Raw genomic sequence first — 17,247 nt, 5'->3', positions numbered from 1 at the left:
GGGGTTCCTCCTTGTGGAATCGTAGGCCTTCACAGTAAATCAGTCGTGATGACTGGTCGCTTTCAAAGTTTTGAACGAACCGATTGATGAACGCTATCAATAAAAATCCGCCGCCCCGCCTGCGCCAACAGCGCGCCGCCATCGATGGCGCCATGAGCCGCGACCGGGGCCGTCTGCTGGGCATGCTGTCGCGTTGCCAGGCCAAGCCCGAAGATGCGGGCCTGGCCGTCACGTTCGAGCAGGCCCTGCAGGCATCGGTGCAGCGCCGCCAGCAACGGGCGCAGCAGCAGCCATCCATTACTCTGGACCCGCAGCTGCCGATTGCGCGTGAAGTCGAGGCGATCATCGGCCTGATCCGCGACCACCAGGTGGTGGTGATCGCAGGCGAAACCGGTTCGGGCAAGACCACCCAGCTGCCGAAGTTGTGCCTGGCTGCTGGCCGTGGCCAGGCCGGCATGATCGGCTGCACCCAGCCGCGACGGATTGCCGCACGTGCGGTGGCCAGCCGCGTGGCGCAGGAACTGCACAGCGAACTGGGTCAGCTGGTCGGCTACCAGGTGCGCTTCAACGACAAGGTCAGCGAAGACAGCCGCATCAAGTTCATGACCGACGGCATTCTGCTGGCGGAGATCGCCAGCGACCGCTGGCTGTCGAACTACGACACGATCATCGTGGACGAGGCGCACGAACGCAGCCTCAACATCGACTTCCTGCTGGGCTACCTGAAGCAGCTGCTGCGCAAGCGCCCGGACCTGAAGCTGATCGTCACCTCGGCCACCATCGACACCGAACGCTTCGCCCAGCATTTCGACAATGCGCCGGTGATCAGCGTGGAAGGGCGCACCTTCCCGGTGGAAGTGCGCTACCGCGCGCTGGAAGGCGAGGGCGAGCAGGAGGGCGAGCGCACGGTGAACGACGCCATCGTGTCGGCCATCGATGAGATCACCCGCCTGGATGCGCGTGGCGACGTGCTGATCTTCCTGCCCGGCGAACGTGAGATCCGCGATGCGCACCAGTCGCTGGAGCGCCGCAAGTACCGCAACACCGAGGTGCTGCCGCTGTACGCGCGGCTGTCCAACCAGGACCAGGACCGGGTGTTCAACCCCGGCCCGAACCGGCGCATCGTGCTGGCCACCAACGTGGCCGAGACCTCGCTGACGGTGCCGCGCATCCGCTACGTGGTCGATCCGGGCTTCGCCCGCGTCAAGCGCTACAGCCCGCGCAACAAGCTGGACCGCCTGCATATCGAGCCGATCTCGCAGGCCAGTGCCAACCAGCGCAAGGGCCGTTGCGGTCGAATTGCCGAGGGCATCTGCTACCGCCTGTATGCCGAAGCCGATTTCCAGGCACGGCCGGAGTTCACCGATCCGGAAATCCGCCGCTCCAGCCTGGCCGGGGTGATCCTGCGCATGCTGCAGCTGGGCCTGGGCCGCATCGAGGACTTCCCGTTCCTGGAAGCGCCGGACGAGCGCGCGGTGGCCGATGGTTGGCAGCAGCTGACCGAACTGGGCGCGATCGATGCCGAGCGGCGCATGACCACCATCGGCAAGCAGATGGCACGCCTGCCGGTGGACGTGAAGCTGGCGCGCATGCTGGTGGCCGCGCAGGCGGCAGGTTGCCTGCGGCCGATGCTGGTGATCGCCTCGTTCCTGGGCATCCAGGACCCGCGCGAACGCCCGCCCGAAGCGCGCGGTGCGGCTGACAGCGCGCATGCGCAGTTCGCCGATGGGCGCTCTGAATTCGTGGGCGTGCTGCGCCTGTGGGATGGCTATCGCACGGCCCACGAAGACCTGACCCAATCGAAACTGCGCGACTGGTGCGGCCGCCATTTCCTGGGCTTCCTGCGCATGCGCGAATGGCGCGAGCTGCACCGCCAGCTGCGCTTGTTGTGCGAAGAGCTGGGCTGGAAGGAAGAAGCCAGCGATGCGGCGATGGCACCGCTGCTGGCCGGCAGCAGTGCGCCGGCCCCAGCGCGTGACGACGCGGCTGCAGTGAAGGCCACCCGTGGCCAGTTGCACCGCGCTGCGCGCCTGGCCCGCGAGGGCAAGACCGAAGCCGCGCCGGCACCGGTGGCGGCGCGTGCGCAGAAGGATGAAGTGCCTGCCGGTGGTGGCTTCAGCGAGCGCGTACGCGCCAGTGCCTACCAGACCCTGCACCGTGCATTGATTGCGGGCCTGCCGACGCAGGTGGGCCACCGTACCGACAAGGGCGATTTCCAGGCGCCGCGCCAGCGCCGCTTCCTGCCGTTCCCGGGTTCGGCGCTGTCCAAGCGCCCGCCGCCGTGGCTGCTGGCGGCCAACCTGCTGGACACGCAGAAGGTCTGGGGCATGACCCTGGCGGCCATCGAGCCGGACTGGGTGATTGCCGAGCTGCCGCACCTGCTGCTGCGCAAGCACTTCGACCCGCACTGGTCGCGTGCGCAGGGCCAGGTGCTGGCCTCGGAACAGATCAGCCTGTTCGGCCTGGTGCTGGCACCGAAGAAGCCGGTGCACTACGGCCGCATCGAACCGGGCGAGGCGCATGACATCTTCGTGCGCCAAGCGCTGGTGACCGGCGAAATCAACACCCGCGCCAGTTTCGTTGCCGACAACCACAAGGTGCTGGAACAGGCGCGCGAGGAAGAGGCCAAGCTGCGCCGCGCCGGCATCGTGGCAGACGAGGACTGGCAGGCGCGCTGGTACCTGGACCGCGTGCCGCCGCAGATCCATTCGGCATCCGGCCTGGATGCGTGGTGGAAAACCCTGCCGCCGGAACAGCGCAAGGGCCTGCACTGGTCGCTGGTCGACCTGTTGCCCGGCGAAGGCAGCGAACAGGAGCGCTACCCGAAGTATCTGGCGCTGGGCCAGGCGCGTCTGCCGCTGCACTACCGCTTCGAGCCGGGCAGCGACGACGACGGCGTAACCCTGGACGTGCCGTTGCACCTGTTGAACGCGCTGGACCCGGTGCAGCTGGGCTGGCTGGCGCCGGGCTTCGTGGCCGACAAGGCCGCCGCGCTGATCCGCAGCCTGCCCAAGGCCATGCGCCGCAACTACGTGCCCGCACCGGACTTCGCCCGGGCATTCTTCGAAGCCTTCCCGCAGCCCAGCGCCGATGCGATCACCGGTGAGCTGGCGCGTTTCCTGTCGCGTGCCACTGGCGCGCAGGTGGCAGCCACCGATTTCGAGCCCGCCTCGATCGAGCCGCACCTGCACATGAACCTGCGGCTGCGCGATGAGCAGGGCAAGGTACTGGCCAGTTCGCGCGACCTGGACGCGCTGCGCGCGAAGTTCGGCGGCCGTGCCGGCGACGCGTTCGCTGCACGCGCCGGGCGCGAGATGGCGGCCGACGGCCTGCGCAGCTTCCCGCCCACGCCGATCCCGCTGCAGGTGCCTGGTGAAGCCGGCGTGCCCGCCTACCCGGCGCTGCTGGATGAAGGGGACAGCGTGGCGCTGCGCATCTTCGCCGACCGCCAGCAGGCCGAGGAAGCGCATCCGCTGGGCGTGCGCCGCTTGCTGGAAATTGCCCTGTCGGACAAGGTGAAGCAGGCCCGCAAGCAGTTGCCGGTGGGCGCCAAGACCGGCCTGCTGTACGCCGCCATTGAATCGCAGGAACGCCTGCGTGGCGATCTGGTGGATGCGGCGATGAACGCGGTGTTGGCCGACGGTCTGGGTGACATCCGCGATGCAGGCGCCTTCGAGCAGCGACGAGAACAGGTGGCCAAGGCGCTGTTCGGCGAGGCGATGCAGCGGCTGAAACTGGCCGAGACCATCCTGGGCCTGGTGGGCGAACTGAAGCCGCTGCTGGAGGCGCCGCTGATGGGCTGGGCGCGCGGCAACCTGGATGACATGGAAGCGCAGTTGGTGGGCCTGATCCACCCCGGTTTCCTGCGCGATACGCCGGCCGATGCGTTGGCCCAGTACCCGCGTTACCTGAAGGCGATGATCCTGCGTACCGAACGCGCCAAGCGCGATCCGCCGCGCGACCAGGCACGCATGCTGGAACTGCATCCGTTCCTGGAGGCGTTGCGCACCGGCGAGGAGCAGGGACTACGCGAGCGCCCCCAATGGCAGGCCCTGCGCTGGGATCTGGAAGAGCTACGTGTTTCTCTGTTCGCCCAGGAGCTGGGCGCACGCACCGGCATTTCAGCCAAGAAGCTGGCGCAGCGGGTAACCGCACTGCGCCAGCTGTAATCGGATAGCGCCGGGCCAGGCCCGGCGCTGCCCTTACTTGATACGGCGCACCTTGGGCTGGGTGTTCACGCCGTCGACCTTCATGTACCACACGCCCATCACGCCCGGGCTGATGCTGACACCCGGGTTCTGCTTGCGCACGCCGCTTACGGTGCTGGCGTCGATCTGTTCCCACTGCTGGCCGTTGTCCAGTGCGTAGACCCGGCCCTGGCCGAAGCCACGGAACTCGCCCTGCAGGGTGGCCTTGATCGGCTCGTTGCTGCCGAAATCAAAGAACCCACGGTTCTTCACGATCACTTCCTGGCGGCCTTCTTCGCGGGCCTCTTCGCGCACGGCGGCCACGGCCTGGGTGGTGGCCGCTTCCACCTTGCCCTGCAGCCAGCGGTTCAGCGACGCCAGTTCGGTGGCGGACAGTTTGTCCAGGCCAGCGGCCTGGAACTCGGCCGGGCTCATCTGCTGCTGCAGATCGCCTTCCACCACGCGCTGGGCCAGCGCAGGGGTGGACAGGGACAGCAGCAGCGCAGCGCCGGCCCACAGGCGCAGCCGTGCACGGGGAAGAGGGCGGGAAACCATGGGCGGGACTCTCGTTTTGGATGACCGCGAGTGTAACGGCATGTGTTCATGCCCGGTCATGCGCAGCGCGGCGATTGTTCCTGAACGGTGCTGGCGCTAGTGTAGAGGCCTCATTGTCCAACGTTCGATGCTGTGAACCGCGCTTCTGTCCCCGGCCTGGATGCCTTGTTGAACCGTCCCTCTGCAGCGGTGCTGCCGGACCCGCTGCGCCAAGCCCTGCGCGAGCGGTGGCCGGGCGTGGATGCAGAGCCGTCCATGCGCGCCAACTGGTCGGTGCTGGGTGACACCCTGGATGCGCTGGCCATGCTCACTTCGGATGAAAGCGTAGTGCTGGCCGCGCTGTTGTTCGATCTGCCGGCCCTGCGCGAGCACCTGGACGCGTTGCCGCTGGGCAACCATGCCACGGCTGTGGCCGGGCTGCTGGACGGCCAGGACGCGGCCGATCCGGTGTGGGCGCTGCACGCCGGTCGCGAAGCGGGCCGCAACAGCGAAGGCCTGCGCCGCCTGCTGCTGGCCATCATCCGCGACCTGCGGGTGGTGCCGATCCTGCTGGCCCGACAACTGGCGCGCATGCGCGCGGCTGACAAGCTGGACGAACCGCAGCGCCGTGCGCTGGCCCAGCTGACCCGCGACATCCATGCGCCGCTGGCCAACCGGCTCGGCATCTGGCAGTTGAAGTGGGAACTGGAAGACCTGGCGTTCCGCCACTTGGAGCCGGACACCTACCGACGCATTGCGCGCGAGGTGGACGAGACCCGTATCGCCCGCGAGCGCTACGTGGAAAACGTGAAGAAGGTGCTGTCGCGCGAACTGGCGGCGCAGGGCCTGCAGGCCGAAGTCAGCGGCCGCCCGAAGCACATCTACAGCATCTGGCGGAAGATGCAGAAGAAGCGGCTGGCCTTCGACCAGCTGTACGACATCCGCGCGGTGCGGGTGATGGTGAACGACGTGGCCGCCTGCTACGCCGCGCTGGGCGTGGTGCATGCACTGTGGGCGCCGGTGCCCAGCGAGTTCGACGATTACATCGCCCGGCCCAAGGCCAACGACTACCGTTCACTGCATACCGCCGTGGTCGGCCCGGAAGGGCGCACGATCGAAGTGCAGATCCGCACGCACGACATGCACGCCCAGGCCGAACTGGGCGTGGCCGCGCACTGGAAGTACAAGGAAGGCGGCAAGGGTGCGGAAAAGGCCTTCGACCGCAAGATCACCTGGATGCGCCAGCTGCTGGAGCAGGCGCAGGATGGCCAGGGCAATGAACTGGCCGGGGCGCTGGATGCCGAACTGACCGAAGACCGGGTCTATGCGCTCAGCCCGAAGGACGAAGTGCTGGACCTGCCGCAGGGCGCCACGCCGCTGGATTTCGCCTACCAGGTGCACACCATGGTGGGGCACCGCTGCCGTGGCGCGAAGGTCAACGGCCGCATCGTGCCGCTGACCTACCGGCTGCGCAGTGGTGACCGTGTCGAGATCCTCACCGGCAAGGAGGCCGACCCGCGCCGCGACTGGCTGATGCCCGCGCTGGGTTTCCTGGCCAGCAACCGTTCGCGCGAAAAGGTGCGCAGCTGGTTCCACAAGCTGGACCGGGCGCGCAACGTGCATGCCGGGCGCGAGCTGCTGGAACGCGAACTGAAGCGGCTGGGCCTGCAGCATGCCGACCTGGCCGGCGCCGCGAAGAAATTCCATGCCGACAGCGTGGACGATCTGTACATCCAGGTGGCGCTGGGCGACACCGGGCCCAACCAGGTCAGCCGTGCATTGCTGGAAGCCGAACGTGCGGCCAGCCAGCCGGCCCCGGCGCCGGCCCTGCCGCGGCCGACCGCGCGCCGGGAAAACCTGGGCAAATCCAAGTTCACCGTGCAGGGCGTGGGCAACCTGCTGGTGCAGCTGGCGCGCTGCTGCCAGCCGGTGGCCGGCGAACCCATCGTCGGTTACCTGACCCGCAGCCGGGGCGTGACCGTGCACCGCGCCGACTGCGCGGCGCTGGCCCGACTGGCCGCGACCAGTCCGCAGCGGATCCTGCCGGTGGAATGGGGCCAGGCCGGCGGTGGCTACGAAGTGGACGTGGTGGTTGATGCGGTGGACCGCCGCTGGCTGCTGAAGGACATCACCAACCTGATCGCGCAGGAAGATGCCTACGTGCTGGATATCCACAGCGACAACGTGCGCAACAGCGGCCGCGCGCATCTGCGGCTGCGCCTGAAGGTGACCGACTATGGCCAGCTGTCCAACCTGCTGGGCAAGCTGGATGCGCTGCCGGGCGTGAGCGAGGCGCGTCGTCTGGGCTGAGCTTCACGCTGCCCCGGCTACCCTGCACGCATGGAACGCGAGCCCCCGCACCCCGCACACGGCACGGCGCACCCGGCGCTGGCCCGTGTCCGTCGCGAGGGGCGCTGGTGGTGGCTGCAGGCCCGGCATGCACGCCGGGTGTGGCGCTGGGCGCTGCTGGCGGCCGTGGCGGTGTTTCTGCTGCTGGTGCTGGTGCGCAAGCCCTTGGCCGACTGGTTCTGGGATGATTCGCAGATCGAGCAGTTGCTGGCCGAGGGCGACCGCGCGCTGGCTGCCGGGCGCCTGACAGCGGCCGACGGCAGCGGCGCACGCGAACGTTACCAGGCGGTGTTGGCACTCGATGGCGACCGCCCGTTGGCGCGCCAGGGGCTGGCGCAGACCGGTGCGGCCGCGCTGCAGCAGGCCCGTGAGCGGCTGCAGGCCGGTGATCTGGACGGCTGTGCGCAGCGGCTGGCGCTGGCCCGCGAACTGCAGGTGCCGCAGGCACAGACCGATGCCGTGGCGCAGCAGCTGCTGGCGCGGCGGCGTGCCGGGGCTGGCGTCGGCGCGCTGCTGGCGCAGGCCCGCAATGCCTTCGCGGCGGGGCGCCTGGACGAGGGCGAAAACAGCGCACTGCCGCTGTTCCAGCGGGTGCTGGCCTTGCAGCCGGACAATCTGTCGGCGCTGGAAGGGCGCGAAGACGCGCTGAGCGATCTGTTGCAGGAAGCGCGCGTGCAAGCCGGGCAGGGCGCGTTGGCCGCCGCGTCGGACACGGTGCAGCGGGCGCGCCGTTTCGATCCCGGGCATTCGGACCTGCCAGCCACCCAGGAGGCACTGGCTCAGGCCACCGAGCAACGCCTGCGGCAGGCCCAGCGTGCGCTGCAGCGGCAGCAGCTGGATGCCGCTGCCGAGGGTTTCCTGGCCGTGCTGGCGGTGACCGCAGATGATGCCGCGGCGATCCGTGGCCGCGAGCAGACCCTGCAGGCGCTGCTGCTGCGAAGCCAGCGCCATGCCGAAGATTTCCAGTTCCAGGCCGCCGAACATGATCGCGGCCTGGCCACCGCGCTGGGCGCTTCGCCACTGGCCCTGCAGCAGGACCTGCAACGCGTGCAGCGCGCCCGCCAGGCCGAACAGGCGCTGCAGCAGCCGGGGCAGGGGCGTGCGCAGCGCGAGCGTCTGCTGCGCGGACATCTGGCCCGGATCGAACGCGCTGAACGTGCCCAGCAGTGGATCAGCCCGCCAGGGCACAGTGCCTACGATGCCTTGCGCGAGGCGCAGTCACTGGCGCCGCGCGATCCCCGCGTGAAAGCGGCGGCGGCGCGGCTGCTGCCGGCCAGCCAGCGCTGCTTCGATGACAATCTGCGGCAGAACCGCGTGCAGGCTGCCGGGGCCTGCCTGCAGGCGTGGCAGACCCTGGCGCCCACCGCATCGGCCTTGCCCGGCGCGCGGGTGCGCTTGGCCCAGCGCTGGCTGGCGATCGGCAGCGAACGCCTGGGGCGCGGCGATGTGCAGTTCGCCGCCGGCGCGGTCGAGCAGGTGCGGCGACTACAACCGGACCTGCCCGAACTGGCCGCCTTCGAACAGCGGCTGCGCCAGGCCGGTGGCCAGACGGACTAGCTGAAGAACACGCGCTGCACGGTGGTGCGTGCGGCATCCAGCGAGAAATGCCGGGCGACATTCTCCAGCCCCGCATCGGACAACTGCTGCCACAGCTGCGGGTCCTGGTACAGGCGCGCGACGGCGTCGGCAAATGCTTCGGCGGTGTCGGCCACCAGCACGTCGCGGCCGGCCTGCAGGTGCATGCCTTCCACCGCGCAGGTAGTGCCGACCACGGGCTGGCCATGGGCCATGCTCAGGTTGATCTTGCCCTTCACCCCTGCGCCGAAGCGCAGCGGCGCGATGGCGATGCGCGCACCGTCCATGTACGGGGTGATGTCTTCCACGAAGCCGTGCATCTGCACGCCTGGCTGGGTGGCCGCCAGCGCCTTCAGGCTGTCCGGGGCGCCGGCACCGATCACGTGCAGCTGCACCTGCGGCAACCGCGCGCGCAGAACGGCAAAAACGTCACCGATGAACCATTCCATCGCATCCAGGTTTGGCGGATGGCCGAACCCGCCCACGAACACCAGATCGTGGCGCTGGGCCCAGGGCGCGCCGGCACCCGCGACTTCGTGCAGGTTGGAAATCAGTTCCACCTGGACCTGTGGCGCGTCGGCCTGCAACTGCTCGCGCTCGGCGGCGCTGACCAGCACCGTCACGTCGCACTGGTCCATCACCGCCAGTTCGCTGGCGCGGGTGCGCTCGGCATTGCGCACCAGGCCGGCATCGCCGGCCACTTCGGCACCGCGGCGTTCGCGCAGGTAGTGCAGATCGACCGTGTCGAACACGGTGCGTGCCTGCGGTGCGTAGCGCTTGACCAGTGGCAGGCAGGCGTTGGCGACGTGGTGGCGCACCAGCATCACCACATCGAAACGTGCGCCGTGGGTACGCAGCCAGCCGGCCACGCCGTCCAGGAACGGCGCATACCAGACTTCCACGCCCATCCGCTGCAGGGCTTGGGTGGCCACGCCGGCATGCTCGCGGCGGGTCGGCACGAACACCACGTGGGCGCCGCCCTGCAGCAGCAGGCGGATCAGGTTCACCTGCCGCAGCGAGCCGGAATCGCGCTCGGGGCGGGGCACTTCTTCATCCAGGATCAGCACCTGGCGGCGACCGCGCAGCAGCAGGGCCGGCGAGGGCACCTCGCCCACCGCCGGGTGCGTGGCCAGTTCAGCGGCCCACTTGCTGGCAAAAATGCCCTGGTTGCGCACCTGGTAGGCCTTCACCCCGCTGCCGGTGTCGGTGCCATTGCTGGTGCCTTCGTCATGCACCACGCGGCTGGCCGGCTGCACCAGCACGCGCAGGCCGTGCGCACGCACGCGGAAGGCCAGGTCGGTGTCTTCGTAGTAGGCCGGCTTGTAGCGGGTATCGAAGCCGCCCAGCTGCTGCCACAGGGCGCGCGGCAGCATCAGCGCGGCACCCGAGCAGTAGTCGACATCGCGCAGGCTGGCGTAGCGCGGATCGTCGGCAGCTTCGAAACGGCCGTAGCTCCAGCCACTGCCGTCGCGGAAGATCACTCCGCCCGATTCCTGCAGGCGGCCGTCGGGGTAGAGCAGCTGGCTGCCCACCAGGCCCGCGTCGGGCACGCTGTGGAAGGTGTCCAGCAGAGCGTCCAGCCAGCCGGGCTGCGGCACCGTGTCGTTGTTCAGCAGCACCACATGGTCGCCGCGCGCACGCGACACGCCGTCGTTGCAGGCTTCGATGAAGCCGCCGTTCTGCGCGCGCACTTCGTAGCGCAGGCCGCCGATGCAGGGCATCCACTGCGTGGTCTGGTCGCTGCTGCCGTCATCCACCACCAGGATCTCGCAGCGCACCGCCGGTGGGTGCGCGGCCAGTGCGCGCAGGCAGGCCAGCGTGTGCTGCACATGGTTGTAGACGGGAATGACGATGCTGACCTGCGGGGCATCGCTGCTGGGAACGCTGAACGGCGCGAAGGCCTGCGCCGCGGGCAGGTACAGGGGCGTACGCGGTGCCGGCACGGCGCGCTGGGTGTGCACGCGGATGCGCTGCCAGGTGGCCCGCCAGCCGCGGGTACGCAGACTGGCCAGACTGCGCTGCGCCAGGCCGGTCAGGCGGTTCAGCAGGTAGCGCCATTCGGCCAGGGACATCGCCATCCGGTAACAACTCCAGCTTAAGCAGGGAATCGGCGGGAATTCGCCAGCCACAGCGGCTGGGGTAGACTCGCCAGACCCTACATTGTCGCATTCCCGTGCCCCGACGCTACGATTCCGACGACATCGACGATCTCGACGACGACACCCCGACCGGTGACGGCCCCTCCTGGCGCAGCCGCCTGATCACCTGGAGCATGGCCGCGTTCGCGCTGGGCCTGGGCTTCCTGATTCCGTACACGCTGTACCTGAACCAACAGGTGACCCAGCGTTTCGGTGAACTGCGCTGGCAGATTCCCACGCGGGTGTACGCGCGACCGCTGGTCGTGGTGCCCGGCAAGGCCATGGACGCGGCCACCCTGAAGACCGAACTGGCGGCCTCGGCTTACCGCGATGACGGCCAGGGCAAGGAACCGGCCACCTACGCGGTGCAGGGCGGTCGCTTCACCATTTCCAGCCGCGGCTACAACGATGTGGATGGCCGCGTGGCCCCGCGCCGGGTGGAACTGACCCTGTCCGGTGGCAGCATCGCCTCGCTGCGCGACGCCGACAGCCGCAAGGCGCTGAAGGCCGCGCGCCTGGACCCGGCGCGTATCGCCACCCTGTACGGGCAGAAGCAGGAAGAGCGGCGCCTGGTGCGCATGGATGAAGCGCCCGACCTGCTGGTGACCGGCCTGCAGGCGGTGGAGGACAAGGACTTCAACCGCCACCACGGCATCGATCTTTCCGGCATTGCCCGCGCCGTGTGGGTCACGATCCGTTCCGGCGGGCAGAGCCGCCAGGGTGCTTCCACGCTTACCCAGCAGCTGGCGCGCAGCGGCCTGCTGGGCATCGGCAAGGAACAGACCGTCACCCGCAAGTTCAATGAAGTGCTGTACGCGCTCATCATGGAAGCGCGCTACGACAAGCGCACCATCTTCGAGGCCTACCTGAACCAGGTGTACCTGGGCCAGCGCGGCAGCCAGGCGATCCATGGCATGTCCTCGGGTGCGGAATTCTGGTTCGGCCGCGATCTGTCGTCGCTGGAAACCGAACAGGTGGCGCTGCTGATCGGTCTGGTGAAGGGGCCGTCGTACTACGACCCGCGGCGCAACCCGGAACGCGCGCTGGACCGCCGCAACTTCGTGCTGGGCAAGCTGCACGAGGCGGCGCTGATCGACGACGCCGAGTACCAGCGTGCGCTGAAGGCGCCGCTGGGCGTGCCGAAGACGCCCGGCCTAGTGGCGGCCAACCGCTTCCCGGCGTACGTGGATCTGGTGCGCCGCCAGCTGGGCCACGATTACCCCGAAGCCGCCCTGCAGGGCGCCGGGTTGAGCGTGATGACCGGCATGTCACCGTCGGCCCAGGCGTATGCCGAGGGTGCAGTGACGCGCACCATCAAGTCGCTGGAAAGCAAGCGCCGCCCGGAACTCCAGGCCGGCATGGTGCTGACCGACGTGCACAACGGCGACGTGCTGGCCGTGATCGGCAGCCGCGAGGTGTCCGAGGTCGGCTTCAACCGCGCCATCGAGGCACAGCGTCCGGTGGGTTCGTTGCTGAAGCCGTTCGTCTATCTGCTGGCGCTGGCCCAGCCGGACCGCTATTCGCTGGCGACCTGGGTGGATGATTCACCGGTGACCGTGCAGCTGGGCCGTGGCCGCAACTGGAGCCCCGGCAACGCTGACAACCGCAGCCATGGCACGGTGCGCCTGATTGATGCGCTGGCCCATTCCTACAACCAGGCCACGGTGCGCGTGGGCATGCAGGTGGGGCCGGAACGGGTCACCCAGCTGATCCACGTGCTGGCTGGCCTGAAGGCCGAGGCCAACCCGGCGGTCATCCTGGGCTCGACCGACCAGAGCCCCTACGCCATGGCCCAGCTGTACCAGTTCCTGGCCTCGGGCGGCGAGATCCAGCCGCTGCACGCCGTGCGTGGCGTGCTGGACCCGCAGGGCAAGCTGCTCAAGCGCTACGACAAGACCCCGGCGCCGGCGCAGGAAGGCGATTCGATTGCCGCCAACCTGATCAGCATCGGCCTGCAGCAGGTGGTGGCCAGCGGCACCGCCCAGCGCCTGAATGCCGACGGCCTGGGCCGCCTGCAGCCGGCCGGCAAGACTGGCACCACCAACGATGGCCGCGACAGCTGGTATGCCGGTTACACCGGCGACCACCTGGCGGTGATCTGGATGGGCAACGACAAGAACGAGCAGGCCGGCCTGTACGGTGCAACCGGCGCCATGCGGGTGTGGTCGGGCATCTTCCAGCGCCTGCCCAGTGCCCCGCTGAAGGTCAGCAACAAGGGTCTGGACTGGCAGCCGGTGGCCGCCACCGGTACCAACAGCACCGATGAAGGCTGCCCCGGCGCGCGTCGTTTCCCGTTCGTGGTGGGCTATGCCCCGGCCTACGCGCCCTGTGCGCCGGCCAGCGTGCCCGAAGAGCAGGGCGGCGAAAGCGAAGGTGGCGGCTGGCGCAGCTGGTTCGGCTTGGACCGCAAGCCCGATCCGCCCGCCGAACCGGCCGCTGCCCCGGCCGCCACGACCCCTTCCCCCAGCCGGTGATGCCGATGAACCTTCGAACCCTGTATGCGCCGATGGCCGTGGCCACCCTCAGCCTTGCCCTGGCGGCCTGCATGAGCAGTGCGCCGCAGGTGGTCAAGCCGGTGGACACCACCACCCCGGCGCAGCGTCTGGCCGCCGTGGATGCGGCTGCGGGCCCGGACGACAAGGAACTGTCGGTGCAGCCGCTGCGTGATTCGCAGGTGGAAGACCTGCGCCAGGCGGCGTTGGCACAGCGCCAGGGCAATGATCTGGCCGGTGCGGCCGGCAGCCTGGACCAGGCGTTGCAGATCGTGGCCGGCGACCCGTCGGTGCTGCAGGAGCGAGCCGAGATTGCGTTGCTGCAGGGCCAGTGGGCCGAGGCAGAGACCTTCGCGCGCAAGGCGGTGGACCTGGGTTCGAAGACCGGGCCGCTGTGCCGGCGCCACTGGGCGACCATCGAGCAGGCACGGCTGGCGCGTGGCGAGAAGGAAAACGCGGTATCGGCGCATGCGCAGCTGGAAGGCTGCACCGTGCCGGGGATCAAGCGGTACTGAGTTTCCAGCCAACGGCGCAGCCCCTCGTGGCTGGCTGGCGGGCGGTAGAGTCGACTGTTAGTCGACTGACGCTGAGGGTTGGCCGGGCGGGTGGGTTGCGCAGGGGACGCTGCAAGTACGTCCCTGTAAGCTCGTAGGCGCCATCCATGGCGCCTGCGCCCCTGCGCAACCCACCCGCCCGGCCTCTGACAGTTCCCGTGTGCGTCCAGCCACGGAAAAGAAAAAGAAAGTCAAAAGCGGGTCGCGCGCTGCGCGCACTCGCCAGGGGGTCGGATCCGTTTTCCGCAGGAAAACGGCTCCGACCCCTTCTTTTCGGTTACTCACACCGCTTCTGGATCCAGTCGAGCAAGCTCGACTCTACGAAGCATGTCCGTCCGCCCCACCCAGCACGCAGCAACCCTGAGCCATGAACAACGCTTTGGCTTTGGCTTTGGCTTGAAACGGGTGCCGGGCAGCGCCCGGCCCGGTATCCTTTCCCTCTGATGTCCGACCTTGTCCACGCCAGCCGCGAGGCCCTCAGCGACGGCGGCGCGCTCGCCTCGCACCTGGATGCGTTCGTGCCGCGCCCTGCGCAGCTGCGCCTGACCGAGGCCATCGCCGATGCGCTGCAGCAGCGCGATCTGCTGCTGGCCGAGGCGGGTACCGGCACCGGCAAGACCTTCGCCTATCTGGTACCTGTGTTGCTGTCCGGGCTGCGCACCATCATTTCCACCGGCACCCGCGCGCTGCAGGACCAGCTCTACCATCGCGATCTGCCGCGCGTGCGCCAGGCGCTGGGCGTGGGTCTGCGCAGTGCACTGCTGAAGGGCCGCGCCAATTATCTGTGCCGCTACCGCCTGCAGCAGGCGCGCGGCGAGCCGCGCTTTTCCAGCCCGGAACAGGCCGCGCAGTTCCAGCGCATCCTGGCCTGGTCCGGTCGCTCGGAATTTGGCGATATCGCCGAGCTGGATGGCCTGGCCGACGATTCACCGCTGTTGCCCATGGTCACCTCCACCGTGGACAACTGCTTGGGCACCGACTGCCCGTTCTGGGATGACTGTTTCGTGGTGCGTGCACGGCAACGCGCGCAGGCTGCCGATGTAGTGGTGGTCAACCATCATCTGCTGCTGGCCGACCTGGCCCTGAAGCAGGATGGTTTTGGCGAGCTGCTGCCGGGGGCGCAGGCCTTCGTCATTGATGAGGCCCATCAGTTGCCTGAACTGGCTGCGCAGTTCTTCGGCGAAGGCTTCGGCATGCGCCCTTGGCAGGAGCTGGGGCGCGACTGTCTGGCCGAAGCGCGCGGTGTGGGCGGGGCGCAGGCCAGCCTGCAGGACGGCGTCGATCAGTTGCAGCAGGCACTGCTGGCCCTGCGCCTGGCCATGGAAGGGTTGCCGCAACGGGGCACGCAGTGGCGCGCGCTGGCGATGCCGCAGGTGCGCGACGGCTTCGACACCGTGATGCGCTGCCTGGTGGCCCTGGAGCAGACGCTGCAGCCGTTGCGCGATGCCGCGGCGGGCCTGGATGCCTGCCATGCACGGGCACGTGAAGCGGTTTCGCGTCTTGCGCGCTGGCTGGGCGAGGACGAGCCGGTGCTCGATTTCGATGCCGATCCGAACGATGCACCGGCGGCGGCCGATGTGCTCTGGTATGAGCTGACCCCGCGCGGCTTCCGCTGCCAGCGCACGCCGATGGATGTGTCCGGTCCGTTGCGCGAGCACCGCGAGCGCAGCCGCGCCGCATGGATCTTCACCTCGGCCACGCTGACCGTGGGCGGGGGATTCGACCATATCGCCACGCGGCTGGGGCTGGATGATCCGCATACGCTGGTCCAGCCCAGTCCGTTCAACTGGCCCGAGCAGGCACTGTGCTACCTGCCCGAGGGCCTGCCCGATCCGGCCGCGCGGGGCTTTGGTACCGCCTTGATCCAGGCCCTGCAGCCGGTGCTGCGCGCTTCGCAGGGCAGGGCGTTCCTGCTGTTTGCTTCGCACCGCGCGTTGCGTGAAGCCGCCGAAGCGCTGCGCGATGGGCCGTGGCCCTTGTTCGTGCAGGGCGAGGCACCGCGTGCGACCCTGCTGCAGCGCTTCCGCGAATCGGGCAACGGCGTGCTGCTGGGCTCGGCCAGTTTCCGCGAAGGCGTGGATGTGGTGGGCGAGGCGCTGAGCGTGGTGGTGATCGACAAGCTCCCCTTCGCCGCCCCCGATGACCCGGTGTACGAGGCCCGCCTGGAAGCGATCCGCAGCCAGGGTGGCAATCCGTTCCGCGACGAGCAGTTGCCGCAGGCGGTGATCGCGCTGAAGCAGGGCGTGGGCCGGCTGATCCGCAGCGAGACCGATCGCGGCGTGCTGGTGCTGTGCGACCCGCGCCTGCTGAACCGGGGCTACGGCCGGGTGTTCCTGTCTTCGCTGCCGCCGTTCCGGCAGACCCGCGCGCTGGCCGATGTCCAGGCCTTCTTTGCGCCACAATGGACGCCCGTGGCCGGGGACGCTGCCCCGCCGGCGCCGGCCGCTGCGGCGCCCGAGCCTGCTGCGGGCCCACTGCCGGCCCCCGGTGCCACGTTCCCCTTGTTCTGACCTGACCCGATGAAACTGCTCGCCTTTGAAACCGCCACCGAAGCCTGTTCCGTTGCCCTGCATGTGGACGGGCAGGTGCTGGAACGCTTCGAGATCGCCCCGCGCCGGCATGCCGAGCTGAGCCTGCCCTGGGCCGAGGCACTGTTGGCCGAGGCGGGCATCAGCCGCCGCCAGCTGGATGGCATTGCGCTCAGTCGCGGCCCCGGCGCCTTCACCGGTGTGCGCCTGGCCATCGCCATTGCGCAGGGCATTGCGCTGGCGCTGGACCGCCCGTTGCTGCCGGTGTCGACGCTGCAGGTGCTGGCGCTGCGTGCACCGGCCGAGGAAGCGCAGATTCTGTCGGTGATCGATGCACGGATGGGCGAGGTGTACGCCGCACGCTTCGAGCGCGTGGATGGCCTGCCGGTGGCCTGCGATGCCGAGCGCGTGTGCGCGCCAGCGGCTGTGACGCTGCCGGATGGGCTGCGGGCCTACGGGGTAGGCAGTGGCTTCGCTGCTGCCGACGGCGCATTGGTGGCGCAGCTGGGTGCTGGGTTGCGTGGCTTCGATGCAACGGCATTGCCGCGCGCGTCCGATGTGCTGACCCTGGCGGTACCCGCCTTCGCGCGTGGCGAAGCGATTGCCGCCGAACGCGTTGAACCGGCGTACCTGCGCGACAACGTAGCACTGACCCTGGTCGAGCAGCAGGCCGCCCGCGAGGCGAAGGCGAAAGCCAACGGCTGAGCCCCTCGTGGCGGGGGATCGGTAAAGTCGACTGTCAGTCGACTACAACAGCCGTGCTTGGCCGGGCGGGTGGGTTGCGCAGGGGACGCTGCAAGTACGTCCATGTAAGCTCGTAGGCGCCTTGCTCGTGTGCGCTGTCCTGCGCAAACGGCAAGACCGGGGTTGGGCGTCCTGCCCAACCCGCC

9 protein-coding genes are annotated in these 17,247 nt (G+C 69.1%); 7 read left to right on the top strand and 2 right to left on the bottom strand.

Annotation, left to right across the window (positions count from 1 at the left end):
• Positions 1 to 86: 86 nt before the first annotated feature.
• A complete protein-coding gene (hrpA, locus tag C1932_RS14950) occupies positions 87 to 4,169 on the top strand; it encodes an ATP-dependent RNA helicase HrpA (protein ID WP_108762693.1) in 4,083 nt (1,360 codons plus the stop codon).
• A gap of 33 nt (positions 4,170 to 4,202) precedes the next feature.
• Here hrpA and C1932_RS14945 read toward each other — a convergent pair whose 3' ends face one another.
• Positions 4,203 to 4,742 carry a hypothetical protein gene (locus C1932_RS14945; protein ID WP_108762692.1) on the bottom strand — a complete coding sequence of 180 codons (540 nt, stop codon included), beginning with the start codon at positions 4,740 to 4,742 and terminating at the stop codon, positions 4,203 to 4,205.
• Between the two features lie 132 nt (positions 4,743 to 4,874).
• Here C1932_RS14945 and C1932_RS14940 point away from each other — a divergent pair, with 132 nt between their 5' ends.
• Both C1932_RS14940 and C1932_RS14935 read left to right on the top strand, forming a co-directional pair.
• Entirely contained in the window at positions 4,875 to 7,031 is a 2,157-nt protein-coding gene (locus C1932_RS14940; RefSeq protein WP_108762691.1) for a bifunctional (p)ppGpp synthetase/guanosine-3',5'-bis(diphosphate) 3'-pyrophosphohydrolase, read from the top strand.
• A 30-nt stretch (positions 7,032 to 7,061) separates the two neighbouring features.
• The gene (locus C1932_RS14935) at positions 7,062 to 8,627 is read left to right on the top strand and encodes a hypothetical protein (RefSeq protein WP_108762690.1); all 1,566 of its coding nucleotides are present in this window, start codon (positions 7,062 to 7,064) and stop codon (positions 8,625 to 8,627) included.
• On the opposite strand, the gene C1932_RS14930 is transcribed toward C1932_RS14935, so the two are convergent.
• Positions 8,624 to 10,723, bottom strand: coding sequence for a glycosyltransferase (locus tag C1932_RS14930; RefSeq protein WP_108762689.1), 2,100 nt, complete (start codon positions 10,721 to 10,723; stop codon positions 8,624 to 8,626). The two genes, C1932_RS14935 and C1932_RS14930, sit on opposite strands and share 4 nt — an antisense overlap.
• A gap of 95 nt (positions 10,724 to 10,818) precedes the next feature.
• On the opposite strand from C1932_RS14930, the gene mrcB reads away from it, so the two are divergent.
• The 4 genes from mrcB (at position 10,819) to tsaB (ending at position 17,062) form a co-directional block, all read left to right on the top strand.
• A complete protein-coding gene (gene mrcB / locus C1932_RS14925; protein WP_108756955.1) occupies positions 10,819 to 13,257 on the top strand; it encodes a penicillin-binding protein 1B in 2,439 nt (812 codons plus the stop codon).
• Positions 13,257 to 13,790: a hypothetical protein gene (locus tag C1932_RS14920; protein ID WP_108762688.1), complete on the top strand. Its 534-nt coding sequence runs from the start codon at positions 13,257 to 13,259 to the stop codon at positions 13,788 to 13,790. Before mrcB ends, C1932_RS14920 begins: the two co-directional genes overlap by 1 nt.
• 482 nt (positions 13,791 to 14,272) lie before the next feature.
• Positions 14,273 to 16,339 carry an ATP-dependent DNA helicase gene (locus C1932_RS14915; protein ID WP_108762687.1) on the top strand — a complete coding sequence of 689 codons (2,067 nt, stop codon included), beginning with the start codon at positions 14,273 to 14,275 and terminating at the stop codon, positions 16,337 to 16,339.
• A gap of 9 nt (positions 16,340 to 16,348) precedes the next feature.
• Positions 16,349 to 17,062 (top strand): tRNA (adenosine(37)-N6)-threonylcarbamoyltransferase complex dimerization subunit type 1 TsaB, encoded by a 714-nt coding sequence (gene tsaB, locus C1932_RS14910; RefSeq protein WP_108762686.1) that lies wholly within the window; start codon positions 16,349 to 16,351, stop codon positions 17,060 to 17,062.
• Positions 17,063 to 17,247: the final 185 nt, after the last annotated feature.

Source organism: Stenotrophomonas sp. YAU14D1_LEIMI4_1, assembly GCF_003086815.1.
Taxonomy (GTDB): domain Bacteria; phylum Pseudomonadota; class Gammaproteobacteria; order Xanthomonadales; family Xanthomonadaceae; genus Stenotrophomonas.
This window is presented reverse-complemented; position numbering and strand designations above follow the sequence as displayed.

Bases quoted from the DNA above. Each gene is read 5' to 3' on its own strand.
- hrpA (WP_108762693.1), top strand. From the start codon at position 87: ATGAACGCTATCAATAAAAATCCGCCGCCCCGCCTGCGCCAACAGCGC.
- C1932_RS14945 (WP_108762692.1), bottom strand. From the start codon at position 4,742: ATGGTTTCCCGCCCTCTTCCCCGTGCACGGCTGCGCCTGTGGGCCGGC.
- C1932_RS14935 (WP_108762690.1), top strand. From the start codon at position 7,062: ATGGAACGCGAGCCCCCGCACCCCGCACACGGCACGGCGCACCCGGCG.
- C1932_RS14930 (WP_108762689.1), bottom strand. From the start codon at position 10,723: ATGGCGATGTCCCTGGCCGAATGGCGCTACCTGCTGAACCGCCTGACC.
- C1932_RS14920 (WP_108762688.1), top strand. From the start codon at position 13,257: ATGCCGATGAACCTTCGAACCCTGTATGCGCCGATGGCCGTGGCCACC.
- C1932_RS14915 (WP_108762687.1), top strand. From the start codon at position 14,273: ATGTCCGACCTTGTCCACGCCAGCCGCGAGGCCCTCAGCGACGGCGGC.
- tsaB (WP_108762686.1), top strand. From the start codon at position 16,349: ATGAAACTGCTCGCCTTTGAAACCGCCACCGAAGCCTGTTCCGTTGCC.